The 24966-nt window shown below is 57.3% G+C and carries 21 protein-coding genes and 1 tRNA gene; 16 read left to right on the forward strand and 6 right to left on the reverse strand.

Translation table 11 applies throughout. The annotated features are described in order from the left end of the window. Nucleotides 1–249: 249 nt before the first annotated feature. Genes ACYQ6M_RS12825 through ACYQ6M_RS12875 form a run of 11 tightly spaced genes read left to right on the forward strand, consistent with a single transcriptional unit; the run spans nucleotide 250 to nucleotide 16810 of the window. On the forward strand, nucleotides 250–2112 hold the full coding sequence (locus ACYQ6M_RS12825; protein WP_145903415.1) for a type VI secretion system Vgr family protein: 1863 nt from the start codon (nucleotides 250–252) through the stop codon (nucleotides 2110–2112). A gap of 51 nt (nucleotides 2113–2163) precedes the next feature. Then, nucleotides 2164–2760 (forward strand): DUF6931 family protein, encoded by a 597-nt coding sequence (locus tag ACYQ6M_RS12830; RefSeq protein WP_145903418.1) that lies wholly within the window; start codon nucleotides 2164–2166, stop codon nucleotides 2758–2760. Between the two features lie 21 nt (nucleotides 2761–2781). After that, nucleotides 2782–4503 carry a type VI secretion system-associated FHA domain protein TagH gene (gene tagH, locus ACYQ6M_RS12835; RefSeq protein ID WP_460074206.1) on the forward strand — a complete coding sequence of 574 codons (1722 nt, stop codon included), beginning with the start codon at nucleotides 2782–2784 and terminating at the stop codon, nucleotides 4501–4503. A 58-nt stretch (nucleotides 4504–4561) separates the two neighbouring features. Further along, the gene (gene tssK, locus ACYQ6M_RS12840; RefSeq protein WP_022999360.1) at nucleotides 4562–5896 is read left to right on the forward strand and encodes a type VI secretion system baseplate subunit TssK; all 1335 of its coding nucleotides are present in this window, start codon (nucleotides 4562–4564) and stop codon (nucleotides 5894–5896) included. Then, complete coding sequence (icmH, locus tag ACYQ6M_RS12845; RefSeq protein ID WP_460074209.1) at nucleotides 5896–7515, forward strand: type IVB secretion system protein IcmH/DotU; 1620 nt, start codon at nucleotides 5896–5898, stop codon at nucleotides 7513–7515. Before tssK ends, icmH begins: the two co-directional genes overlap by 1 nt. Nucleotides 7516–7548: 33 nt before the next feature. Beyond that, nucleotides 7549–11202, forward strand: coding sequence for a type VI secretion system membrane subunit TssM (gene tssM, locus ACYQ6M_RS12850; protein ID WP_460074210.1), 3654 nt, complete (start codon nucleotides 7549–7551; stop codon nucleotides 11200–11202). Between the two features lies 1 nt (nucleotide 11203). Next, the gene (gene tagF, locus ACYQ6M_RS12855) at nucleotides 11204–11878 is read left to right on the forward strand and encodes a type VI secretion system-associated protein TagF (RefSeq protein WP_460074212.1); all 675 of its coding nucleotides are present in this window, start codon (nucleotides 11204–11206) and stop codon (nucleotides 11876–11878) included. Beyond that, nucleotides 11875–12639: a PP2C family protein-serine/threonine phosphatase gene (locus ACYQ6M_RS12860; RefSeq protein WP_022999356.1), complete on the forward strand. Its 765-nt coding sequence runs from the start codon at nucleotides 11875–11877 to the stop codon at nucleotides 12637–12639. Before tagF ends, ACYQ6M_RS12860 begins: the two co-directional genes overlap by 4 nt. Further along, nucleotides 12639–14618 (forward strand): serine/threonine protein kinase, encoded by a 1980-nt coding sequence (locus ACYQ6M_RS12865; RefSeq protein ID WP_460074215.1) that lies wholly within the window; start codon nucleotides 12639–12641, stop codon nucleotides 14616–14618. The genes ACYQ6M_RS12860 and ACYQ6M_RS12865 overlap by 1 nt, the downstream gene beginning before the upstream one ends. Nucleotides 14619–14657: 39 nt before the next feature. Continuing rightward, nucleotides 14658–15080: an ExbD/TolR family protein gene (locus tag ACYQ6M_RS12870; RefSeq protein ID WP_055654016.1), complete on the forward strand. Its 423-nt coding sequence runs from the start codon at nucleotides 14658–14660 to the stop codon at nucleotides 15078–15080. Beyond that, nucleotides 15077–16810, forward strand: coding sequence for a hypothetical protein (locus ACYQ6M_RS12875; protein WP_460074217.1), 1734 nt, complete (start codon nucleotides 15077–15079; stop codon nucleotides 16808–16810). The genes ACYQ6M_RS12870 and ACYQ6M_RS12875 overlap by 4 nt, the downstream gene beginning before the upstream one ends. On the opposite strand, the gene ACYQ6M_RS12880 is transcribed toward ACYQ6M_RS12875, so the two are convergent. The 3 genes from ACYQ6M_RS12880 to ACYQ6M_RS12890 form a co-directional block, all read right to left on the reverse strand. Continuing rightward, entirely contained in the window at nucleotides 16802–17473 is a 672-nt protein-coding gene (locus ACYQ6M_RS12880) for a MotA/TolQ/ExbB proton channel family protein (protein WP_022999352.1), read from the reverse strand. The genes ACYQ6M_RS12875 and ACYQ6M_RS12880 overlap by 9 nt on opposite strands. Before the next feature lie 35 nt (nucleotides 17474–17508). Continuing rightward, the gene (locus ACYQ6M_RS12885; RefSeq protein ID WP_022999351.1) at nucleotides 17509–17865 is read right to left on the reverse strand and encodes a hypothetical protein; all 357 of its coding nucleotides are present in this window, start codon (nucleotides 17863–17865) and stop codon (nucleotides 17509–17511) included. A gap of 141 nt (nucleotides 17866–18006) precedes the next feature. Next, the gene (locus tag ACYQ6M_RS12890) at nucleotides 18007–18465 is read right to left on the reverse strand and encodes a DUF1036 domain-containing protein (protein ID WP_082444406.1); all 459 of its coding nucleotides are present in this window, start codon (nucleotides 18463–18465) and stop codon (nucleotides 18007–18009) included. Between the two features lie 145 nt (nucleotides 18466–18610). Between ACYQ6M_RS12890 and ACYQ6M_RS12895 the strand changes: the two genes are divergently transcribed. Continuing rightward, complete coding sequence (locus tag ACYQ6M_RS12895; RefSeq protein WP_055654021.1) at nucleotides 18611–19036, forward strand: ExbD/TolR family protein; 426 nt, start codon at nucleotides 18611–18613, stop codon at nucleotides 19034–19036. A gap of 129 nt (nucleotides 19037–19165) precedes the next feature. Here the strand turns inward: ACYQ6M_RS12895 and ACYQ6M_RS12900 are convergent, their stop codons facing one another. Continuing rightward, a complete protein-coding gene (locus ACYQ6M_RS12900) occupies nucleotides 19166–20731 on the reverse strand; it encodes a caspase family protein (protein ID WP_055654023.1) in 1566 nt (521 codons plus the stop codon). Between the two features lie 446 nt (nucleotides 20732–21177). Here ACYQ6M_RS12900 and ACYQ6M_RS12905 point away from each other — a divergent pair, with 446 nt between their 5' ends. Next, the gene (locus ACYQ6M_RS12905; RefSeq protein ID WP_460074221.1) at nucleotides 21178–22062 is read left to right on the forward strand and encodes a hypothetical protein; all 885 of its coding nucleotides are present in this window, start codon (nucleotides 21178–21180) and stop codon (nucleotides 22060–22062) included. A 54-nt stretch (nucleotides 22063–22116) separates the two neighbouring features. Here ACYQ6M_RS12905 and ACYQ6M_RS12910 read toward each other — a convergent pair. Together ACYQ6M_RS12910 and ACYQ6M_RS12915 are read right to left on the reverse strand one after the other, a co-directional pair. Continuing rightward, nucleotides 22117–22192 (reverse strand) — tRNA-Glu (locus ACYQ6M_RS12910). Nucleotides 22193–22317: 125 nt separating this feature from the next. Continuing rightward, nucleotides 22318–22758: a VOC family protein gene (locus tag ACYQ6M_RS12915; RefSeq protein ID WP_022999346.1), complete on the reverse strand. Its 441-nt coding sequence runs from the start codon at nucleotides 22756–22758 to the stop codon at nucleotides 22318–22320. A gap of 54 nt (nucleotides 22759–22812) precedes the next feature. Between ACYQ6M_RS12915 and ACYQ6M_RS12920 the strand changes: the two genes are divergently transcribed. The 3 genes from ACYQ6M_RS12920 to ACYQ6M_RS12930 all read left to right on the forward strand — a co-directional run bounded on the left by ACYQ6M_RS12920 (nucleotide 22813) and on the right by ACYQ6M_RS12930 (nucleotide 24965). Then, nucleotides 22813–23574, forward strand: a complete 762-nt coding sequence (locus tag ACYQ6M_RS12920; RefSeq protein WP_460074223.1) for an SIR2 family NAD-dependent protein deacylase — start codon at nucleotides 22813–22815, stop codon at nucleotides 23572–23574. A 154-nt stretch (nucleotides 23575–23728) separates the two neighbouring features. Then, on the forward strand, nucleotides 23729–24310 hold the full coding sequence (locus tag ACYQ6M_RS12925) for a cold-shock protein (protein WP_022999344.1): 582 nt from the start codon (nucleotides 23729–23731) through the stop codon (nucleotides 24308–24310). 169 nt (nucleotides 24311–24479) lie between these two features. After that, the gene (locus ACYQ6M_RS12930; protein ID WP_228868425.1) at nucleotides 24480–24965 is read left to right on the forward strand and encodes a DUF192 domain-containing protein; all 486 of its coding nucleotides are present in this window, start codon (nucleotides 24480–24482) and stop codon (nucleotides 24963–24965) included. Nucleotide 24966: the final 1 nt, after the last annotated feature.

The raw sequence follows: 24966 nt of genomic DNA on the forward strand, positions 1-24966 counted from the left end.
TTGATGTCAGTATGTCGTTTTATCGGCAATAAGCAAGAGGAGAGCTGTTGGGGTGACGTCGGTGAGCAGGGTTGGTATTTAAAAGCAGCAGGCGGTGTTTTTTAGCCGCAGTTGGGGAAGGGGCAAGTGCCTCCTCCTTCACAAAAGAGTTTGAAGTTCAAAGTATTTGCATCAAGTGTGTTCTTGAGCACACTATTTTTGCCGGAAACGCCTTAGTGTCTGAAACGTGGTAGCCGCCAGGCTGCCTTTTTGCAGAAAACCGCGTTATTTCCGAGGAGATCTTTCGTGGCCGAAGGACAACTTAAACAAGCTAACCGAATGGCCGAGCTGACATCGGTCTTTGGCAAGGATGAGCTTTCCGTTGTCACCATCGAGTGCGACGAGGGGCTCAGCGAAGATTTTGAGATCAGGCTTGAGGTTCTGAGTCAGAAAGAGGATCTGAATTTCGACCAGGCCATAGCGACTTCCATGACGGTGAAGGTTGTCACCAACAATGGTGATACGCGGCATTTCGACGGTCTTCTGACCGATGCGAAATGGATGGGCTATCGCGATTCCTATTACATCTACAAATTGACGCTACGCCCGTGGTTCTGGCTGCTCACCAAGAATTCAAATTGTCGAATTTTCAAGGACATGTCCGCGCCTGACATCATTAAGCAAGTCCTGGGGGAGCATGACTTCGCCGATTTCCAGGATAAGCTGACTGAGGCCTATGATCCGATTCATTACTGCGTCCAGTACAGGGAATCGGATTACGATTTCTGCTGCCGGTTGATGGAAGAATTCGGAATTTCCTATTTCTTCGAGCACAAGGACGGCAAGCACGTCATGATTCTGGCGGACGCCAAATCGTCCTACAGCCCGATCGTGGGTGACAGCTCCATTCCCTACATTGCGCTTGGCGGCGACAGTCAAAGGAATACGGAGCATCTTTACCATTGGATTCCGACGCGCAAGTTTCGGACCGGCAAGTTTGCAGTCAATGATTATGATTTCGAGAAACCGAGTGCTCTGCTGGAAGCAGAGCGTGATGCAGGTACTCAATATCGAGCCGGGTCTCTGGAAAATTATGACTATCCGGGAAGGTACACCGAAAAAGACAAGGGCAGCACTTTCAGCAAGATTCGTATGGAAGCCGAACAGGCTGCGGACAAGCGAATTGAAGCAGCCGGCGAAGTGCCGCGGTTCTTTGCAGGAGGGCTGTTCGCGTTAGTCAAACATCCACACAGTCCGCAGAACGCGGAGCACCTGATCGTGCGTGCAAGCCATCGGATCATCACCGAGGCATATCGATCCGGTGGTGGTGGGGCCCAGGGAGAAGCCTATACCGGGACATATGACGTTCTGCCTGCCAGTATAACGTACCGCACACCGGCCATCACCCGCAAACCGCGAATACCAGGCCCGCAAACGGCAAAAGTCGTGGGGCAAGGCGAAATCGATGTGGACGAATACGGTCAGATCCTGGTCGCCTTTCACTGGGACCGCGACAAGACTGCGTCTCGGCGGGTTCGTGTGGCGCAAGTGTGGTCAGGCAAGAACTGGGGCGGCATCTATATCCCGCGTGTCGGCCAGGAAGTGATTGTTCAGTTCCTGGAAGGCGATCCGGATCAACCGATCATCGTCGGCACAGTCTACAATGCGGAAAACATGCCGCCTTATTCTCTGCCAGGCGAGAAAAACAAAGCCGGCATCAAGTCGGATTCAACGGTAGGCGGCGGCGGTTACAACGAGTTCGTGCTCGATGACACCAAAGGGAATGAGCTTGTTGGGGTTCATGCCCAAAAGGACATGGAGACCGTTATCGAGAATAACGAAATGCTGCATGTCAAAAACTGCCGCGAGACCCAGATCGACGTTGACCGAACGGAATCGGTTGGCCGAAACACGACCGAAGATATCGGAATGAACTGGAAGGTAACTGCCGGAACGAAGATCGAGTTTATCTGCGGCGCCAGCAAAATCACCATGACGCCTGCCTCGATCAAGATCGAGTCGGTGAAAATCGATATCGTGGCTTCGGGCATGCTCAACGCCAAGGGTACAATGACCAATGTGACAGGCAGTGCGTTGCTGAAACTCAAGGGCGGCCTTGTACTGATCAATTGATGCTGCGGTTCTTGAACGAATGCGGCCAAGAGAAAAAACGGAGTAGAGCAGATGGGATCACGTATCCGCTTTACAAAGGCTAGACAGGTATTTGAAACTTTTCCGGAGTTGTCGGAAACGGTAAGCGAACCGGCCACGGATATCGCTCCGGACGCCTATGCTCTGGAATTGCAGAAAAGCGAGGCACCGCTGTCGGCGATTGCCTATTTCGCTCATATCCTGCCGAAACGGGAATCGGTCTGGTGGGGCATGAATTGCGTTGCCGGTCTGGATCAGGCCAAGAACGAGGATGACCGGCAGGTTCTTAAACTCAGCGAGACCTGGGTCCGCGAGGGGGATGAAGATGCCCGTGTTGCGGTTCACGCTGCGGCTGAGGCCGCCAAGAAGGACAGCGCGTCCGTCTGGATCGGTCTTGCTGCAGGCTGGTCTGGCGGATCCCTTTCGCCCAGCCCCGAGCACCGGGTGGACATGCCTGACGACCTAACGGCCAAGGCCGTGAATACAGCTGTGTTGATTGCGCTTGGAACACTTGAGCCTGCCAAACGGGATGAGGCTCTGAAATCTTGCCTGTCTGCCGGGCTGTCCTTCGCCGGAGGTGGGATGATGCCCGCGGTGACTGTCGGCAGCTCTTCGTCAGCCTTTACCTAAGCGCAAAGAGGAAATGTGGGAATGCGCATAACGCTCCAGATTGAAAATGTTGACCGGTTGGAGACCGGCGGTCAGCTGTCCTACAGCTGTGCCGACCGAGGCTTCGACATTGGTCGGCACGAGCATCTGGACTGGAGTCTGCCCGATCCCCAGCGGGTGATTTCCGGCAAACATTGCGAAGTGCGCTTTGAAAGCGGGAATTTCGTTCTTTACGACTATTCGACAAACGGCACTTTCCTTAATGGCAGCCAGACCCGCATGGACAAGGCACATGTGCTGCGCTCCGGCGATCGGCTGATGATTGGCGATTACATCATTGTCGTATCGCTGGAAGCCGTATCCGGGCAGCCGGCCATGTCCGCAGCACCAGTCGCTCCCGCTGCTCCGCAGCCTTGGGACGCACCTCAAACCTCGTCTATGTCCGGTGGTGGCTCCTCCTGGCCTACGGGACCAGGACCGGCGGGCGCGGCTCCTGGTCATTACCCAATGGAAAATCAGGGTGGGCCCTGGGCTACACCGGGAGCGGGCATGGAAGGGCGACACGCTCCGCCTTCCTCCAATCCAGGCATAGGCACGCCGGCAGATGATGTCTGGAGCCAGCAAGGACACGGCTGGGGTACGGCGGATCCTTCGCTGTACGATCCGAATGCGCACATCGGCGAACGGGAAGCGCCTCGACCGGCCCAAGCAGACCCGCTGGATCATCTTGCCCAGCAACCGCATCTTCAATCTGCCGGAGCCGCACCCGCAGAGCCGCTTTTTGGATTTCCGGAACCTGAAGCGCAATCTCCGTTTCCGGCGCTGTCTGAAAACCCGGCGCAGGAAAGTGCTGAGCCGCTTTTCCAGATGCCGGATCTTCAACCAGAGGCACCAACCCAGCAACCGGCGGCCGAATCTGCTCCGCCACCTGCAGGAGAGCCCACAGCGTCGCCGTTTCCCGAAGCGCCTGTCTGGAGCGCGCCAGAGGCAGAGGAAACACAGCCGGCAACGGTCCAGGAACCACAGCCTGAACAACCGGCTCCAGTGGAGCAAGCTGCACCTGCGGCCATGCCTGTTGTTGCCCCGCAAGAACCAGCGAAGGCAGACACAGCGGCGGTTGCAAAGGTTGATGTTGAGCCGGCTAATATTCCGGCGGCCAATGTTGATTTCATCAAGGCCTTCGCCGAAGGAGCCGGTATCCCGGCTGCAACGCTAGCCGGCCGCGATCCGGAAGAATTTGCCAGGGAAGTCGGCGCCATATTGCAAGGCATCACCGGCGACTTGATGGGTCTTTTGCAGGCACGCAGTCAGGTGAAAGCCATGACCCGGAACGCCAATCGCACGCTGATCATGCGTAGCGGGAACAATGCCCTGAAGTTTTCGCCGACACCGCAAATGGCATTGCAGACGATGCTGGCTCCAGGAGCGGAAGAAAACGGGTATTTGCCGATTTCAAAGGCCATGCAGGCTGCTTTCAAGGACATCCAGAAACATCATGTCTGGACCTATGCAGCCATGCAGAAAGCTGCAGGAAGATTTGAAGAAAAGCTTTCCCCCAAGGCGATCGAAGCAGAAGGCCAGGTCGCCAAGAGTACATTCGGTAACCAGAAGGCCAAGCTATGGGAGCGGATCGAGGAACGCTGGAGTTCCTTGTCCGGTTCGTACGACGATGGCGTGGTCGGGCTTTTCACGCAATACTTTACCGAAGGTTATGAAGAATTGAGCAGTGACGATCCGGAGCAGAGCTCCGGACTGATGAATTAAGACCTTTGCCAGTTTTAAGAGCGCGAAGGCGCGAAAGTGTTAAGGGAGCAGTACCTTTATGTCGTGGTATAGCAAGGTTGCATGGACCGAAGGCTTGTTTCTGCGGCCTCATCATCTCCAGCAGAGCGACCGGTACGCGGAGCATATGCTGGACGAACGGGTCCGTTTTGCCTCTCCCTATCCCTGGGGCTTTTCCGAGCTGGAAATAGATCAGGACGTAGGACAGCAATGCCGGTTCGCGCTTCGCTATGGCCGAGGCATATTCTCCGACGGAACGGTGTTCAACTTCCCGGCCGACGGCACACCGCCGCCTGCAATCGACGTTCCGGAGGACGCGGCAGGACAAATCGTCTGGCTGGGAATTCCCGAGACGACCGTCAATGCGGTGGAAGTCGCCAATGGCCGCGACGATGCCGCCACGAGATATATTCAGGGCAGGGAGACGATCATCGATTCCACCTCCACCATCCGCCAGGAGGAGGAGATCGATGTTGCGCATCCGCGCCTGCAGTATTCGATTCGCTCGACACCACATCCCGGTCAGGTCTGCCTGCCGGTCGCCCGTATCACGGAAATCAAGGATCGCATTGTCATAACCGATGGTTCCTTTGCGCCGCCGGTACTTGCCTGTCATGTGCATCCTGTCATCACCGGCTGGATTGACTCCGTCATTGGCTGGGTGGAGCGCAAACTGAGCGAACTGGCGCGTTACGCCGCCGATACGTCCGCCGGGGGCGGATTGCAGAATTTCGATTATCTGACGTTGCAGCTGCTCAACCGCACTTATCCTTTGCTGATGCACCTGCGCAAATCGGCTTATGTGCATCCGGAGCGGCTGTACATACTGTTCCTGCAGCTGGCGGGGGAGCTTGCAACGTTCGCAACGGAAGAGCGCCGAGCGCGCAACTATCCCGTTTATGACCACGACAAGCTGCATGATATCTTCAAGCCTGTCCTGGCCGACATACAGGCGTTCCTGTCGGCTGGCTACGACCGGCGGGCAATCCGCTTGCCTCTGGAACAGCTGGCGCCGAATGCGTTCAAGTCGACCATTGTCGATCGCAACCTGTTCTCGCAGGCGGGCTTTGTCATCGAAGTGGCTGCCCGCAGGCCTTTGACGGAAATTCAGAACGAGTTTCCAAGGCTCTTCAAGGTTGGCCCCTTCGGTCAGATGCGCCAGATCGTCTACTCCAACCTGCCGGGTATTCCGCTGATCCACATGCCGGTACCACCGGCACAGATCCGGGCTCTCACGGACCGTGTCTACTTCAGGCTGGACAAGACGACCCCGCTTTGGCGCGAATTTAGCCAGGACTCGGCGATCGGGCTGCAATTCTCCGGCAACTGGCCGGATCTGCAGCTTGAGTTCTATGCCGTCCGGGAGGGCCGCTGATGTCGGACAATGACGATCCCTTTGGCGTTTCCAAACGCAAGGGAAAGACAATTGTAATGCCCAATCCGGGCGGGCGATGGAGCGAAGGCCAGCCAGGACAACCCGGGCAGCCGCCTCAGCAACCTGCGCCGCCGCCACAACAGGTTCCCGGTCAGGCGCCTCCTGGACAGGCAGCTCCGCCACCGCCACACAATCCGCCTTCCGGTGGCTCGGATCCGTGGCAAAGCGGGGGAGGCGGCGGAGGACGTGATCCTTACGCTCCAACGCCAGCCGGGTATGAGTATGGCCAACAGCAGGCACCGGATCTCAGAACCCCGCCAGGCGGTTACCAGGCACCGCAAGGCGCTGCGCCACAGCCGGCGGCCGCACCTGCACAAGGTGCCGGTAAACTGGCGCATATGCCGGACATCAACCAGATCCGCGTTGCCAATCGAAATCCGATTTCTCGTGCGGCAGCCCCGTTGCTTCTGCTTTTGGGCCGTCTTCACCTGACAATGACGGACGCCCAGTTCGACCAGTTGATGCGCGATGTCTACAGCGCCATCAAGACGTTCGAGAAAGAATTGCGGAGCGCCGGAATCACGGACGACCAGATCCGTTCCGCCGCCTATGCACTCTGTGCGACATCAGACGATATTGTCCAGAACTTGCCGTCTGCCGGACGTCACCAATGGACGCAATACTCCATGCTGACCCAGTTCTTCGGTCAGGCAACCGGCGGTGTCGAGTTCTATCAGCTACTGGAGAAGGCAAAGCAGGATCCCGGTCGGAACTACGGTGTTCTGGAGGTCATGCATTCCTGTCTGTCACTCGGCTTTTACGGCAAGTACCGTGCGATCCAGGGTGGCCAGCAGGGCCTTGAGCGCGAACGACGCGACCTGCATGAAATTCTGCGTCGTGTTCGCCCGCGGCCTGGAGACGATCTCTCTCCCCATTGGCGCGGCTTGGAACTCCTGCAAAAGCGGGCAGGGTTCTCGGTGCCGATCTGGTCGATCGCGGCCGTTGCAGGCGCATTGCTTCTTGGGGGCTACGTCACCTTGATGCTTCTTCTGTCGAGCGGAAGCGAAGTTGTCGCTGGACGCGCAAGTGCGCTTTACCCGTCAGGCCCGATTGAACTGGCGCGCGAAGGCTACCAACCCAAACCGCCACCCGCGCCACCACCGCCGGAAGATGCGGCAATCGATACTGTCTCCGCACAGCTGGCAGGTATCGATGGCCTGGAAATTTCGCAGGCGGGACCGGCGATCATGTTGCGCATGCGCGCGCAGTTCGACGTCGCAGCTGCCACGCTGCGCCCTGAATTCCAGCTTCTTGTCGAGCAGGTCAGCCAGACCCTCGACCAGGTGGAAGGTGAAATTCTGGTCGTCGGCCATACGGACAGCGACCCGATCCGCAATAATCCGCGGTTCCCGACCAACTGGCACCTGTCCGTTGAAAGGGCAAAGGCAGTTGCTGCCGTCATGGAATCAGTCCTCCAGACACCAGGGCGGGTGCAGGTGGAAGGACGTGGCGCCGACGAGCCGATCGCTCCCAATACAAGCAGGGAAGGCAAGGCGCTCAACAGACGTGTGGAAGTCTTCCTGAAACCACCGGCCAAAGGGCTGGTGATAAACAACTGATATCCGGGGCAACCGCAGAACAAGGCTGTATCTATGAAATTCTGGCTCGGAATAACGGCAATCGTCATCGGCATACTCGCCCTGATCGGTCTGATCTGGTTTGGCGGGCCGTTCCTGTCGATCGCCGGTGTGAGGCCCTTCGAACCTCTCTGGGTAAGGTTGTCGCTGGTTGCGCTTGTCCTTCTGACCGTTGGCGGCTGGACCGGCTACCGGATCTACAAGCGCGTCAAGGCCAACCGGGAACTCGAGAGTGAGATCCTGCAACCCAAGGCAAGTGATGCCGACTTGCAGATCATGTCGGAGCGCATGAAGGACGCTCTGAAGACGCTCAAGACGTCCAGCGGAAACGCGCGCACCTATCTTTACGACTTGCCCTGGTACCTGATGATCGGCCCTCCGGGCGCCGGCAAGACCACGGCTTTGATGCACTCCGGTTTGAAGTTTGCCGGTTCGCGCGCAAAGGGAGAGGCCCAGAAGCTGGAGGGCCTCGGCGGAACCCGGTATTGCGACTGGTGGTTTGCTGAAACGGCTGTGCTGATCGATACGGCAGGGCGTTACACAACGCAGGATTCCGACGAAGAGCATGACCGCGAAGCCTGGCACGGGTTCCTCAATATTCTGCGCAAGGCCCGTCCGCGTCAGCCGATCAACGGCGTCATGGTGTCGATCAGTCTTGAAGACCTGATGACGCTGTCTGACGATGAGTTGAAACAGCATTCCGATGCGATCCGCACGCGCTTGATCGAACTTTACAAGACCTTGAAAATCGATTTCCCGGTCTATGTGATCTTCACCAAGGCAGACACGGTTGCGGGCTTCATGGAGTTTTTCGGCTCCTATCCCGAAACCCGTCGCAACCTGGTCTGGGGAGCGACCTTTCAGACACGCGAAAAAACCAAGAACATGGTGTCGGAAGCGCCCGCCGAGTTTGATCTTCTGGTGGAGCGTCTCAACGAGGAAATGGCGGACCGTCTTCAGGAAGAACCGGATCCGCGCGCCCGGCTGATGCTCTATGGCTTCCCGACACAGGTCGCTGCTCTGAAGGACCGTCTGACCGGTTTCCTCAATGTGATTTTCGAACCGAGCCGATATTATCCGAATGCTGTTCTGCGCGGTTTCTATTTTACCTCCGGCACCCAAAAAGGCACGGCAATCGACAGGGTCATCGGCTCAATGAGCCAGGCCTTCGGGACAGCCTATCAGGCGGCCGCTCTATCCGGTCAGGGCAAGAGCTACTTCCTGCGTGATCTTCTTTCCAAGGTGATTATCGGAGAAGCCGGCTGGGTAACCCATAACCGGCAGGCCGTCAGAGTTGCGACCGCAACCCGCATTGCGGCTTACGCAGCCATTGCTCTCGTGACCCTGGGCCTCGGCAGCTTGTGGGGGATCAGTTATCTCAACAACAAGGCCTTGATTGACGAAACCGCCAAGGCTGTGGACACGGTGCGCGTAAACGGCGAAACCGTTCTGGCGGAGCGGGTTGTACGTGACGACAATCTGGCGGATACCGCCTACATCCTGTCGATGTTGCGGGGATTGCCGGCCGGTTACGACAGCCGCGATACGCCAACGCCTGTCATGGAACAGTTCGGCCTCAGCCAGCGCGACCGTCTGGAAGCAGCTGGCGTGACGTCCTACAGAAGTGGTCTTGAAAGGTTGTTGCGACCGCGTTTGCTCTTGAGGATCGAAGAGCAGATGACCGAGGTGCTCGACAATCGCACCGGTCCGGGCGGACAGGACGTCGATACGCTCTACAATCTGGCAAAGCTGTACCGCATGGTGGCGGGGGATGCGCCGGAGATCGACAAGGAGCAGATCAAGAATTCGTTCCGTGCCGACTTCCTGCAAAGCTTCCCTGGACCTCAGGGCGAGATCTTGCGCAACGAGCTCAACAACCACGTTGCCGCGATGCTCGATCTCGATTTCGGTGGCAACGTCCTGACCGATCAGCTGGACGGCATTCTGGTTGCCGAGGTCCAGCGAGAGCTCGGACGTGTCAGCCTGGCCGAGCGTGGGTATGCGCTTCTCAAGTCTCGTGCCAAGGGTCTTGCCAGCGAAGACTGGATTGCGGAACAACGTGGCGGCTCCGACATGGAGACCGTTTTCGAAACGGAGAATGGCGACACGTTGGACACGGTCGCGGTCGACAAGTTCTTCACCTATCCGGGCTTCCACCTTTCCGTTCTGCCGAACCTTGCCGGCATTCGTGAAGAACTGGAACGGGACAAGTGGGTGTTTGGGGATGTCGGGGAAGCCGATGCCTTTTCCGACCAATATCAGTCGCTTCCCGGCGAGATCCTGGCGCTTTACACCAAGGATTTCATCGAAGCCTGGGAAGAGGCGCTCGGCAACTTGAAATTCAAGTCGATGCGCAACGACAAGCCGCTTTACACGACGCTTCAGGCCGTCTCGGCACCAACATCACCCGTCGTGCAGCTTCTTGAGAGCATTCGGCGCGAAACCCTGCTCACCCAGGATCTGTCGAGTGAAGGCCTTGCCGGAAACCTGACAGGTGGCAACGCGCAAGATGCCGGCACTGACGCTGCACAGAAGATCTTCCAGCGCTACGTGCTGGATTCGTCCGGTGGATTGAAACGTATCGGCCTTGAAGCCGGACTTCAGGCAATCGCGCCGGGAGGTTTGTCCAATGCGCTTGGAACTGCCGCTGGTAGCGGAGGTCCAACCATTATTCCGGGCAAGGCGATCGAGGATCACTTCCGTCCTTACCATGTACTTGTGGAAGGCGAGAACAGCCGCAAGATCGATGCCTTGCTGCTGAATTTCAAGAACATCCTCGATAACCTTCTGATCGTGGCCAACAACCCGCTGCAGAGCGAAACTGCAAATTCCAACGTGCAAATTCAGGCGTCTCTGCTGAGAAGCAACGCGACGCGGTTCCCGCCGCCTTTCGATAAACTGATTATCCAGGCTGCGAAGGAATTTGACGAGGAGTTCAAGGAAACCTCGATCACGCAGCTGAATGAGAAGCTGAGCACCCAGGTTGTTGGTGAATGCCGCAGGATCGTCGCCCGGAACTACCCGTTTGAAAACGGTCGCTCCGAAGTGCCGATGACGGAATTTGCCAAACTGTTCGCACCGACAGGAATCATGCAGCGGTTTTTCGATGAAAACCTGAAGCCGCTTGTCGATACCTCGACGCGCCCCTGGAACTGGAAGCCTGAGGTTTCTCAGGCGGACCGTCTGTCGAACGCAACGCTTCGGCAGTTCGAACGTGCAGACCTGATCAAGCAGGCCTTCTTCCCGACAGGAAACGCGTTTCCGTCCGTCGGACTTCAGGTGGTTCCGCGCGCCCTGTCTCAGCAGGCTGACGCGGCCAGCCTGGAAGTGAACGGCAATCTCGTACTGGTGACGCGTGGTCCCGGCTTCAACGCGGAAATCGAACCGTTGCCGGCCAACTTTGATTGGCCCAGCAACACGGCTACTCCGCGCGTTGTACTGGTGATTCAGCCGGAAGTGCCTGGCTACAGATCTCGTCGTGAAATCCATGGAGATTGGGCCTTCTATCGCTTCGTTCGCGATAACAGGGTCAGTTCCGGACAGAACAAGTTCGTCGTGCGCGAAACGCTTGGCGGCAGACAGGTTTCCTTCACGGTGACGCTTAGAACGAATCCGAACCCGTTCTTCCTGTCGGCAGTCGGCGATTTCAGTTGCCCTACGAGCTTCTAGAATGGGAACCGGTTATTTCGGCAAACTGCCGGCAAGAGCGGATTTTGTCATCGGGCAGTGCCCTGCCGGCTTTCTGAAAAGCTGGGAGGCCTTCCTGATGACCGGACTCGCTCAATCCCGTCTGGATCTGGGCGCGAGGTGGGAGGAAGCCTTCATGACAATGCCGGTGTGGCGATTCTGGCTATTGCACACTTCAGAGGGCGACGAACCTTTTCAGGCCGTCGCCGGTGCTTTCATGCCGAATGTCGACAAGGTCGGCCGGACCTTTCCATTGACACTTGCCTGCGACATCCGACTGGAAACGCAGAATGGTCGGCCGGAAGAGACCTGGTACGACCGTGCCGAGATAATCTTGCGTGACACCTTGCAGGAAGATGCCAGCCTGGAAGACTTTCAACAGGCTGTCGCAAGTCTGGAAACGCCACTTGCGGTGGAGGCAAGCGGCAAGAAGGGCAGGGATGCCGAATTACCGACGATGCCAGGAACGGATGTTCTGTCATCCGAATTCTGGTGCCGTGCAGGAGAAGTGGGTTTTGAGTTTTCGTGTGCAGGCCTGCCGGACGCAAGCGCCTTTCAATGGCTGCTGCTTCCGGAATCCTACGCCGGTTCGGAAGCTCGACAGGACGTGGCAGGGAATAGTCATGGGCGATTTCATCCGGAGGATCATCGAACATGATCGAACAAATGGAAGCCTCTATGCGTGGCTTTGCGATTGGACTGACCCATGTTGGCCGGGTTCGGCAACACAATGAGGACACGTTCTACGTTGACGAGGGCAAGGGCGTTTTCGCAGTGATGGACGGAGCGGGAGGCATGCATGACGGTGCGATGGCGTCCAGTCTCGTGCGTGAGGCCCTTGCCAGTATCGCGCAACCGCGCAGTGCGGAAGACCTTCTGGAGCAGTTCGAAAGCAGGTTGATTACCGCAAAGGACCGGATCGAACAGGCCGCGGCCAAGGCGAACGGTGCCGCCATGGGCACAACGATCGCCGCGCTTCTGATTTCCGGATCAAACTTTGCGTGCCTTTGGGCAGGCGACAGCCGTGTCTACCGTCTGCGCAATGGCCGTCTTGAACAATTGACGACAGATCATACCGAGGCGCAGGAACTGGTGGACCAGAACGTGCTGACGCCTGAAGAAGCAAGGACGTTCGCCCGCAGGCATGTCATCACCAGGGCGATCGGATCCGGGATCGAGCTTGAACTTGAACTGGTTTCCGGAAATCTGCGTCAGGGCGATCGGTTTCTTCTGTGTTCGGATGGCTTGACCGGACATCTGGACGATAGTGTGATTGGTACTTTCCTGATGAACGGCGCGCCGAAGCCGACGGCACAATGTCTTATCAATGGAGCGCTCGAAGAGGGCGGCTCGGATAACGTGACTGTCGTGATTGTCGATATCGATGCAATGTCTGCGCGCGAAGGAGTTCGCAACTGATGAACGTTGGTGCCCACCTGCTACCAGCCGGAACCCGGCTCAACAATCTCTATGAGATTGAAGAACATATTGCCGATGGCGGTATCGGGACGGTTTACAAGGCAAGGGACGTGGAAAGCGGGGATCCGGTTGCCGTCAAGGTCCTTCTCGCGACCTTCTCGCGCGACCCGATGATCCTGGATCTGTTCAAGCGGGAAGCAAAGATCCTTCGCAAACTCAAACACGATGCACTGACCCAGTACTACGTGTTCGCGAAAGAACCTACGCTCGGAATTTATTACCTGGCGATGGAGTTCGTCAGTGGCCCGTCATTGAGCACGCGCCTTGAATCCGGTCCGCTGGAACCGGAGGCGGTGGCACGGTTGATCAAGCGTCTGGCTGAAGCCCTGCAGGCGGTTCACGACCGGGAAGTGATCCACCGGGATCTTTCGCCGGACAACGTCATTCTCCAGAACGGAGATGTCGCGCAGGCCAAAATCATCGATTTTGGTATTTCGCGGGCAAACACAGGCGGGCCGACCATTATCGGTGACGGCTTTGCAGGCAAGGTCAATTATGTTTCGCCAGAACAGGTCGGCATTTTCGATGCCAAGGTGACTGCGCGCAGTGACATTTATTCGCTTGGCCTGGTCATTGCGGAAGCCCTGACCGGCAAACAGATCGACATGGGCGGCACGCAGGTGCAGATCGTCGACAAACGACGGCAGACGCCTCCCTTGGAAGGTATCGACAATCGTTTCCGTCCGTTGCTGGAGGCCATGTTACAGCCCGACCCGGCAAACCGTCCGGCCAGCATGAAGGAGATTGCGGACTGGACGCTAGGTGCTCCGATGGGGCGGCAGGACCAGGACCGCACGATCATTCGGCCGTCTTCTGCGCCACCGCCGGAACAATCCGCACTGGATCAACCGCCGCCTCAAGCAAACTGGGGCAAGCGCATTCTGGTTGCCTTGTCGCTGCTCGGTTTCGCCGGTGTCGGTGCCGGGGGTGTCTATTTCCTGGTCGGTCAATCCGTGCCCGAGCAGGACCAGAAACCTGTGCTCGTAGCACCGCCACGACCGAATGCGCCGGACGCACCGTCTCAGCAGACGAATGTGACACAACAAACGCAGACGCCAACGACCCAGCAACCGGCAACGCAGCAACCAGTGTTCCAGCAGCCAACTGAAACGCAAACAACTGCACTTCAGTCGCCGTCAACACAAACGCCGGAAACGCAGGCGCCGACGACGCCGGACAACACCGTGCCGACAATTCCGACCAAGCCTCCAGAGGAGACCGTCGACACGAAACCGGAACCGACCGAAACCGTTACCCGGCCACCGGTGGCAACCGATCCGCAAGAGACGCCTGAAAACGTGACCCCCGAAGACCGGATCCGGAATTTCGTGAGCAGTTACCAGGCGGGCGATTGCATGTATCTGCAACCGATAGAGATCGCGAGCCGTTCCGCAGAGATTGAGGGATTTGCTTCCAGGACGCCGCCATTCATCAGTTTCGACAGCGATTTCACCCAGTCTCAGGGGTTTGAAGCGAAGATCCAGGTCAACCTGGTGAGCGATGCGCAATGTCCGGCGATAGCTTTTCTGAGAGGAACACCACAGGGAAACGCCAAGACCGAATTGCGTCTCGACATGCAGCGGACGGTCGTGCCGAACGGCAGCAACATGGCTGGCCGAATTTCCGGTTATGAACCATCAACGGGCGGGCTCGGGCTTATATTCGTCAACAGCAAGGGGGAGACGGTCAATCTGTCCCCATATCTGCAGACGGACGACCGGGGCGCCGGTTTCGTTGTGCCGCTGACCTTGAAAACGTCTACTGAAGAAACCGGCCTGATCATTGCCATGGTGGGCCCGGACATAACCAAGACGCTTTCTGAGCGCCGCGAAAACGATCCGGAAGACTATTTCGAAAAGCTGATGCAGGATGGTCCGGTCTTGCGGGCAACGGCAACCACGGTCAAAGTGGTGCCCTGACCGGGAAGAGACCTGGCGCAGCGGATATTCTGGCCAACCATGAAACGCTACACCAAACCGATCCATTTGCAGGAGCTGAAACCGCACCGGCGTGCGGACAGCTCCCTTGCATTGATCAACGTGGTGTTCCTGCTGCTGCTGTTTCTACTGGTATCCGGAACGCTTCGGCCACCTTTGCCTGAAGGGTTCGACTGGGCGGAAACGCAACAGAACGATGGCAGCGGCAAACTGGAAGGCAGTCTTGTGCTGGACAGGGCAGGGACTGTCTGGTTCGACGGTGAAGTTTTGGCTTACGACGATCTGGGCCCATTTCTTGAAGCTCGGCAATCCGACAGGCCCCACATGGTGGTTCAGGTCGACAAGCGAACCAGAATGGAAGCCGTTTCTGCGCTTGCCGACAGATTGAAAGCTGGCGGTGTGAAACGCCTGACACTGATGACTGTTGAGGCAGGTGCACCTTGACCGTTGTCGCCTATAACCAGGACCGGCAATGGGATATCCCGGGGTATGTCTGGCCGGCTGTTCTGGGCGTTTCGGTTGCGTTGCATGTTTCCGCGCTGATCTACGGCCTGCCAGCGTTGCCTTGGACGGAAGAAGCCCCCTTGCCACCGGTCGAGACCGAAGTGATCCTGGAAAGTGGTGGTCTGCCATTTGAAGATCTGGCAAGTGTCGAAACTGAAATCACACAACCGCTCGAACCGGACACTCCCTTGCCCGTCGAGACTTCTGTGCCAGTGGAAACGGTTGTCAATTCCGAGACTGCGGAGATTCTGGAGCCGGTATTGTCTGAGCCGGTGGTCACCGAAAGCCCAGTCAATACACTGGTTGAAGCCGTGCCGGTAACCGTTCTGGATCAATCGCTTTCCGACGACACGCCTATCATTGAAGCGCAAGAAGTCAGCCCTGTCGAAACAAACCCGGTCACCGCAACGCCACCGGAGCAGCTTCAGGCGACTCAGCCTTCTGTTGTTCCGCAAACTGCCTCCACCGTTGTCGCAGCCACGCCTGTACCGGATGCGGTTGTCGCTGTGACGCCCGTCGCGCCAAGCGTTGTTGCCGGATCTGAAGTCACTCTTTCCGGTGCCGAAGTCCCTGACACGGTGGAAGTGGTGCATTCGGTCGCGGTTGCAACGGATATCGGTGAGGTTGCCGCCGCAGGTGAGACGCAGACAATCGTTTCGGCTGTGCAGGAAAGTCCTGTTCTGGCTCCGCTCGCAGTCGATCAGACACCTGCCGAACCCACTGGCAACGAAGTCGTGTCTGAGGCCTTTGTTCCACAAACGCAGCCTTCTGTCGAAAGCCCGGGCATTGTTGCGCCCGATACCAGCGTTACTGTCGATCCGGTGGTTACTGCGGAGGTGGATGCGGTATTGCCAGCGGAACAACAGGTTGCTGCCCTGCAGCCCACGGAAGCGGAAACGCCCGAGCTAGCGCCCAATGCCCCGGTCTCTTCAACGGTCCCCGCAACACAGCCACAGGGGGAGTTGACAGAAAACGTGCCGCCCGTCGCAGTTGCTTCCATAGATCCACTGGCAAAGGTGTCGGACTATGTTGCCGGTTACAAGTTCGGTGAATGCACACATATGTCTGTTCTTGCAGCTGGTGCGGATACCGCGGAAGTTACGGCCTTTGGCGCAGGCATAGCGCCTTTCGCTATCTTCGATCAGCGCTTCAAGGCGGATCAGGGTTTCGAGGCAAAGATCGAAGTCCGACTGGTGACGCGCAGGCAATGCGCCTTGCTGGATGCCCTTGGCGTTTCTGAAGGCATTGAAGCTGCCGGTCTGGTCGAATTGGACCGGACGGTCGTGCGCAGCGGAACTCCTGTTTCAGGAGTGATTCAGCGTGACTTGCCGATCGAGCGGATCGCAAGCGCGGAACAGTCGGGACTGGATCTCAGCGGCAAGGGGCCACCTGAACTGTACCTGATCGATGATGCCGGGCAGATCCATGATGGCCGGGAGTTTCTTCTGCCTGCATCGAACAGTCAGACGGCAGGCGGCTGGCGCTTCAAGGTACCGGTGACGATGATTGCCAGCGACAAGAGCGACGAGACAGCGCTCGTGCTCGCAATCTGGAACCGCCCTTCAGAGCGGCAGCCTGCTCGATTCGGACGGCTTCCTGCCGACCGGGTGGCCGAGATACTGGCAGAGCCTGGGGTTTATTCGCTGACGGCGTTCAAGGTGTCACGCTGAAGGTTGCGATGATGAAGCACCAGCAGTGAAGACGCCGGTGAGGAGGACTTCCAGCGCAGCCCGTTCCTTTTCCAGCCTCGTTTCGAACCAGGTGACGGCAATGGATACCGGCATTGCAACGGCAAGGCCGCAGGCAGTTGTCAGGAGCGCTACCCAGATGCCACCGGCAAGCGTGGCAGGATTGGCGGACGCACCCGATTCCTGAAGGGTCTGGAACGTTTCGATCATCCCGAGAACCGTGCCGAACAGGCCGAGCAAGGGCGAAATCTGCGTCACCAGATCAAGTGCCTTCAGCCAACTGGCGAGGCCGAAGAGACGGTCGGCAGCCCTGGCAGAAATTTCCTCACGTAGTCGTTCTTCCCTGATGTCGCGCACTTGAGAGGACAGGGGCTGCTGATCCAGCATCTGGATGGCATCCATGGCGCTGCGCACAAGTGCACCCGACAAGGACCTGTCCTTCAAAAGGTTTTGCGCGGCTTTGGTGCGTTCACCACTTCGCCATTGCGTGACAGCCTGACGAACAAGTCCGTGACGGCCAACACGGGCCGTGGAGAATTGAACGGTCTTGGCGAGGATGACTGCAAGCGCTGCAACGGAAATCGCGAGCAGGATGAGCACGACGGGCCCGCCAAGCTCCAGAAGGGAGGAAGATGTCTCGACCATGCGAAAGACGCTCCATCAGACGTTCAAGGGTAGGGTCAATCGCCGAATTCGATGGGTGTACGATTGCTCAGGTCCAGCAGATCCGGGCAATAGACATCGGTAATGCTGGAAGGCACACAATTCATGACGTCGTTGATGTGAAGCCGCGAAAGGCTGTCGCATGCCTTACCGGCAAGGTCGAATTGCAGGATCTTGGTTTTACCGGCGGATATGCGGGAGAACTGAAGACGCAGAAACTGATCCACCAGGCCGTCCTTGTTGAAGGCAACCATTTCCAGGCCGAGCTTGTCCATGGGGCGTTCAAGGCCATTGGTCGCGATGATCGAAAGGCGGCAGCCGCCGTCCGCTGTCGGTTGCAACTGGTTGAGTTCGAGGCTGATTTTACCCGTCACTTGCTGTGCCTGTGCGGGTGCCGCCAAAATGGCAACTGCAATCGCTATAAAAACTCTTTGAACCAATATCCGCATCTTGTTCCCCCGGTTAATGCGTCAATGAATGTTGGCAAGGGTTGTGAATGCCGGTCTTTGCTGTCCCTAATCGTAAGACAATAGGACCGTCCAATCCTGTTTTCCCTCGGTTTCGACCTGAAAGAAATCTGCTTCGATCAGCCCGCGTTGCCAGCACTGATCGCCATCGAAAAGAACGAATTTTTCCTCGCGAATACAAAGCGTGATATCGCCTCCAAGACGGCTTTCGCCAAAACCGTCTGCCACGTGCAGATAGTAGCGTGCTTTCTCGAGAGGTTCCTGCAGCACCTGGCTGCAGGCGTTGGCAGTGATTGTCCACCAGCCTTCAGTCCGCATGCCTTCGTCGGTTTCATAGCCGATCGCGACGTTCACGAGATCAACGGACCCGTTGCAAACACGCAGGCCTGCATGGGCAGCAGAGGTCGACAAAATTCCAGACAACGCCACCGCCCCGAATAACGCGATCCCGCGTAACCCGATCCGGCGTCTTTGCCTAACCTTGCCGCTGTCGCGGTCCGTTTTCATGCTCGTGTTTCCAGTTTGCCAACCTGCTAAATACGCTAAGGAATTGCGAACCCGCGGTCAATTTAGGAAAGTCGATTGAGCTGAAGTGGTATTTCGGCGAAACTCGATTTTCGGAATGACCTGAAGACCCGGGATGGCCTGAGCCATGATCTCCATCGAAACACCGCTTGCAAGGCGAAAGCGCATTCCGCTGACACCTCTGATCGATGTGATCTTCATTCTGATCATGTTCTTTCTTTTGTCTTCCACATTTGGTGTCTGGCGGCCGCTGGAAGTTGCGCTTGGTGGCGGTGCGCCGGCAGGGGGGGCAGAGGCACAATCGAACGCCAGCGTTCCCGCAGTCCTGATCGTTGTGAAGTCTGTTCCCGGTGAAGATCTGTCTGCCGTGACTGTCAACGGGAATGAACTACCACTTGCGGGATTGGCAGAGGAGCTGAACCGGTTGGCAGAAGCTGGTGCCAGGGACGCTGTTCTTTTACCTGGCAAGGGAACCGATTTTCAGCAGGTCGTGCGGATTTTGGACGAAGCCCGAACCTCAAAGTTGACAAGCGTTCGGCTGCATCTCGATTGACAGGAACACAAGGCGTTCCTGCAATGCAAACGAACCGTTCGTGCGCAAAACCTCATCTGTGGCTACAAAAACGGCCCGGTTTTCAAGACCGGGCCGTTCTGGTTTGGCATGTGACTACAGGTCGGTTGATCAGCGACCGATTGCACCGCCGATGATGCCACCCACAACGCCACCGATGAAAGCGGCTCCGGCCGGGTTGATGCCACCACCATTGTTGTTGTTGTTCGCACGGCGAGTGGTGGTGTTGTTGGTGCGGCGCGTGGAAGTCGCACTGCGAGAGGCACTCGCGGCAGCCTGCTGCTTGCGGTTTACTTCAGCCTGGTAGACCGAATACTGCGTCGCCGTCTGTGCAGTCAGCAAGGCGTATTGGGCGGCGGTGAAGTAACCCGTGGCGACGATGCCGTTGGCAGCCTGCCATGCACTTACACCGGCGCGGGTCTTCGGACCGAAGGCACCATCCGGGCGGCCGACATCCTGACCAGCCAGGTTCAGACGGGTCTGAACTTCGCGGCGGGCAGTACGGTTCCAGCCGAGTGAAGCTTCGGTCGCCTCGTTACCCGGAACGGCCTTTTGCGGGTCCGGCAGGGTCGCCACAACGCCCGTGGTGCTGGCGGCAGGAGCCGTTGCTGCACCCGGGACGACGGTCGGATTGACCGAAGCAACCTGGCTGCCGGCTTCGAGCCGCTTGATGGAATTGCGCGCAAAGTCCGCGAAGAGGCCTGAAGGGTAGGCATCCAGGTAAGCCTTGTAGTCAGCAACGGTGTTGCTGGACTTGGCAGTTTCCCAGATGAGCTTCTCACGTTCCCATGCAATTGCCGACTGGCTGGGGGAGGTCGTTGCTGCATTGTTGACAACCGGCTGCTGCGGAGCGGACGTCGCGGTGTCGCCAAGGGAGGCAACAGTGGTCGTCGCGGCCGGTGCGGCCTGCTTGTTCAGGAACACTTCGCCGATCAGAGATGCATTCACCCACGGGCGCTGTTTCTTTTCCGTCTCTTCATAGACTTCACCGGTAACGCGAGTCATGACGGTCTGGATGGAAGCGTTCGGCGTGTCGATATGTCTGATCAACGCAGAGGTGAAGGGCGAGTTCGCACCGTCTCCGTCCAGGGCAACATCTCCCGGGCTGGTCGCGAATGCGATCACGGAGCCTTCGCCGCCGGTTTCCTGAATCTTGATTTCAGCAAGACCTGCACCAATGCTGCCGGAGCGGCTCGGTCCCATGCGGCGTGCGAGGGTGCGGGCCAGCGGATTGTCGCGGCAGGCATCCAGGAACACCATCTGTACCTTCACGTCCTTGGACATCTGGCGCATGATGAAATCGACGGTAATGGTTTCAAAGTCGAGCGAGGTTTCATCCTCGATCGTGGCGTCGATAGGTACCAGATGATTCTGACCGGCGACCTGAAGGCCGTGGCCGGCGTAGAAGAGAATGGCGATATCCGCGCCATATGCCTTTTTCGCAAAATCCATGACGGATCTGCGCATTTCACCATAAGTCTGGTCCTGGCCGGCGACGACTTCGAAGCCGAGGGCCTTGAGTTTGGCGGCCATCTGCTCGGCGTCATTTGCCGGATTAGGAAGTTGTACTGTGTGCTCGTAAGCGCCGTTGCCGAGTACGAGGGCAACGCGCTTAGCCAGTGCCGGAGCCGTCCCTGCGAGAATTATTGCCAGCACGGCGATCATTCGTTTGAACATATCCTGTCCTCTCGTAGATCATGGTTGCCTGTCGGTTGAACCGATCTTTACACGAGGTCTTTGTCCTCTTGAGAGGAACAGGTACCCCGGATGGCACTATGTTTCTGTAATACGCGTCACAGGAACGTCAAATAGAAGAAGCTGTCCCTGCAACCAACTGAATCCGGACCGCAACGGTCCGTTGATGACCCCACTAAAATCAGTTGCAGACTATAGCCAATCCTTTTTCCAAAAACCACTTTTCAACAGACAGTTGCTGCCATTTTTTGAGTTACGTTAACACGAAAGGACGTTAGGGAAGGTGGTGGCGGATTTTTTGCCGGCCACAACTTGAAAACGGACCGGGTTTTTCGACCTGAAAAAACGCTTTGTGACTTGAATCACCGAGTTTGGGAGACTGTCTGGTAATCTGGTTTCATTGCAAATGCGCGTTTTCGCAGGCCCGATTGAAGCCTGCACTCAGCGGAGAACACATTATGGCCGGAAGAGCAGATATTCTCAAACATATGAGAGCCAAGCATGTCGGCGTATTTCAGTCCGCAGCCCGGCTCTACAACGTTGCGATTCTGGTACGACGGACAAACACTGCATCCCTTGAGCACGTTGGCGAACCCTACGCCGCGCCCAAGCGCCTGGATTGCAAGGCCAAGACTGCGGATTTCGATGTTAAGCCCGTCGGAAGCAAGTGTCCGGACGCGCAGCGCAAGAACTTTGCGGGCCTGGTAGTCGATCCAAAAATCGTTGGCGAAAAGGCCTTCAAGGCGAGCAAGATGGCAAAGGTGATCGAGGAATGGAGGGAATTTCAAAAACAGTTGCGACCTGAAATGGCAACCTTCGAACAGCAACGGAAACTGACCTACATTCCGCGTGGAGGCGTTTATTTCGTCGAACGCAATCCAGAAGACCCCTATTTCGGCTGTGTGAAGTTCTCGTCCAGTTCGCTTATCACCGCGGCCAAGTGTGTGCACGGAGACTTCGATCTCTACGGCATTGTCGATATGGACGCACCTGACCAGCTGATCCGCGTCAGAGAGGATCGCCTGGGTCAGAAGCACACGCGCTCGCCAAAGTTTTTTGACGTGCAGCATTTCGTCAACAACCGGCTCGGCATTGCCATGGTCTTGCACGGTTCGCAGGAAACATATGCGACGGAGCACAAGGATGACGACCTGGACATATTCTTCCCGAGCGGACGGATAGAGTATGCCGGCCCTGCAGCCGCAGATATCGAAGCATTCTACAAGAAGGAATTTCCGGGGCGGACTTTGTTCCGCAAGGACGAACCTGCCTTGGATATAAAAGGCAGTTACGTATCGCCAGGTGCACTTTGACCAGTAGCTTACGCGAATGCCAGGTGCCTGCTTCTGAACCGGAAGGGAAGAAGTTGGCACGCCCAACGGGACTCGAACCCGTGTTTCCGCCGTGAAAGGGCGGCGTCCTAGACCGCTAGACGATGGGCGCGCGGTCGACGCGGCTGCGTCGTGGGGAGGCTTATAGGCGGGATTGGAGCAGCCCGCAAGAGCCTTTGCGACAATTTTTTGCAAGCCCGGAATCCCGGGCCTGCGCCTGTTGAAAACTGTCCGGTTTTACCATTCGCCGGTATTGGGCATGGAGGCCCAGGGTTCTTTGATTTCAAGCGCTTCACCCTTTTGAAGCAGCTCGAAGGAGATGTTGTCCGGCGAACGGACGAAGGCCATGCGGCCGTCACGTGGAGGACGGTTGATGGTGACACCTTTGTTCTGCAGGTTCTCGCAGAATTCGTAGATGTTATCGACCTCATAGGCGAGATGGCCGAAGTTGCGGCCGCCGGTGTAGGTTTCCGGATCCCAATTGTAGGTCAGCTCCAGAAGCGGCGCAGCGTTTGCCTTTCCGGCTTCGACATCATCGGATCCGGCGAGGAAGATCAGGGTGAACCGGCCTTTTTCGTTTTCGTAGCGACGGACTTCCGTCATGCCCATCTTGTTGCAATAAAAATCAAGTGAGTCTTCAATGTTGGTCACGCGGACCATCGTGTGCAAATAACGCATGTCCTATCCTTTTCCTCAATCGAGGGATTTTCCAAACGGGCACCGGACCGGCCGATGAAGTGCATTGATACCTTGCCCGAAGCTCAGCGCTTTGTGGCACAGTTCAAGGAAGGTTCCTACCGGCAGATCGTTGCCCTGACCGGGGCGGGGATATCGACGGACTCCGGAATTCCGGATTTCCGTTCACCTGGCGGGATATGGTCCAAACGTCAGCCTGTTCAATACCAGGACTTTGTCGCCGATGAGGATAGTCGCCTGGAAGACTGGGGCCGCCGGTTCGAAATGATGGACTATTTCGCAAGAGCGGAGCCGAATGCAGCGCACCGGGCCATGACGAGCCTGGCGCAGGCCGGCAAGCTTCATTGCCTCATCACACAAAATGTCGATAGCCTGCACCAGCGAGCTGGGTTTCCGGAAGACCTGCTTGTCGAGATCCATGGCAATTCCACATTCGCAACCTGTCTTTCCTGCGGGGCGCGGGCTGAACTGGAAGCTCAGAGGCCGATTGTTGACGCCGGGCAAAGTCCGAGATGTTCAGATTGCAACGGACTGTTGAAGGCGGCGGTCATAAGTTTCGGGCAGCAGATGCCGGAATTGGAACTGGAGCGGGCAGCGGAGGCTGCTGCTGCTTGCGATCTGTTTCTGGTGTTGGGCTCGTCACTTGTTGTGCATCCAGCCGCACAACTGCCGGCCATCGCTGTTCGTGGCGGTGCTGAACTGGTGATTCTAAACGGCCAGGAAACGCCGCTCGATTCTTACGCGTCAACAGTCATTCGAACACCTTTAGCTCAAACATTTGCGAGATTTGGCGAATAACCGGCCTGATTTCCGTAAATGGTCTGTGGTTAGTCCGACAATTTCCCTTCTCGCCAGAAAGCACAATGTTATCCTTTTGTTAGGAATCAGCTGGCTGGTGAGTCGAATTTTGCCTTCAGCTTAATGATGCGGACCAGAGACGGGACAAATGGCTATGGGGGTTAAAACCGCACGGGAGCCCCGCGCACTCGAAACATTGACGGACGAAGTCGCCGTCGATGTTCTCGAGATTGCCGGAACGATTAAGTGGTTCGACGTCGGGAAAGGATATGGCTTCATCGTCCCGGACGACGGCGACGGTGATATCCTTTTGCACGTCACCTGCCTCAGGCGAGACGGGTACCAGACTGCTTATGAAGGCGCGCGGGTTGTTTGCGAAGTACTCGACCGACCGCGCGGTCTTCAGGCCTTCCGCATCCTGTCGATGGACGAAAGCACAGCGACCCACCCGTCACAGCTGCCACCGTCGCGCACCCATGTTCAGGTTGTCCCCGAAAGCGGTTTTGAAAAAGCGACCGTGAAATGGTTCAACCGCGTCAAGGGCTTCGGGTTTCTGACCCAGGGTGAAGGTTCAGAAGACATCTTCATCCACATGGAGACGCTGCGACGCTTCGGCATCACTGAATTGCGTCCCGGCCAGGATGTGCTGGTGCGCTTCGGCGAAGGCCCGAAAGGCCGCATGGCCGCTGAAATCCGGCCGGTCGGGACAGGCACCCATATACCTGCCTCTCACTGACCCCACTTTCCGTCATTCTGCACATTGACTCGGCCGGACATGTTCCGGCCTTTTTGTTTGTCGACCTTCAGGCAATCTTCTTCGGCAAACGGGAAGTGATATTCCGGCCTTGCCTTTGACTGCCAGTCTCCCAAACCGGTTCTGCCGGGTCTTTCAGGAAGTTTTCAGAATGCGTCCTTTCTTTCTGTGCCTCTCGCTTTTTGCCGCAACACTCTGGATTTCGCTCGCGGGTTCGCCAGGGCAGGCGCTGGCGCAGGACCCGCAGCTGAACCTGCCGGTGGAAGACCTCGTCATTCGATCTGGAGACAAGGAACACCAGTTCAAGGCGGAGGTTGCGGCAACGGACCGGCAACGGTCGATGGGATTGATGTTCCGCAAAGAGATGCCGGCGGAACGCGGCATGCTGTTCCTCTTCGAAGGGGAGGGCGACCGTTACTTCTGGATGAAAAACACGCCACTGCCGCTCGACATCATTTTCATCGACGCGAAGGGTTCCATCGTCAGCATCGCCGACAACACCACGCCTTTTTCCGAAGACGTCATTCCCTCGCTTGGTCCGGCGAAGTACGTGTTCGAAATAAACGCCGGTCTGGCGGAAAAACTCGAAATTTCGGCCGGAGACAAGGTCAGCAGCCCGTCCATGCAGCTGGAATGAA

The sequence above is a fragment of the Roseibium sp. ROS1 genome, assembly GCF_054658215.1.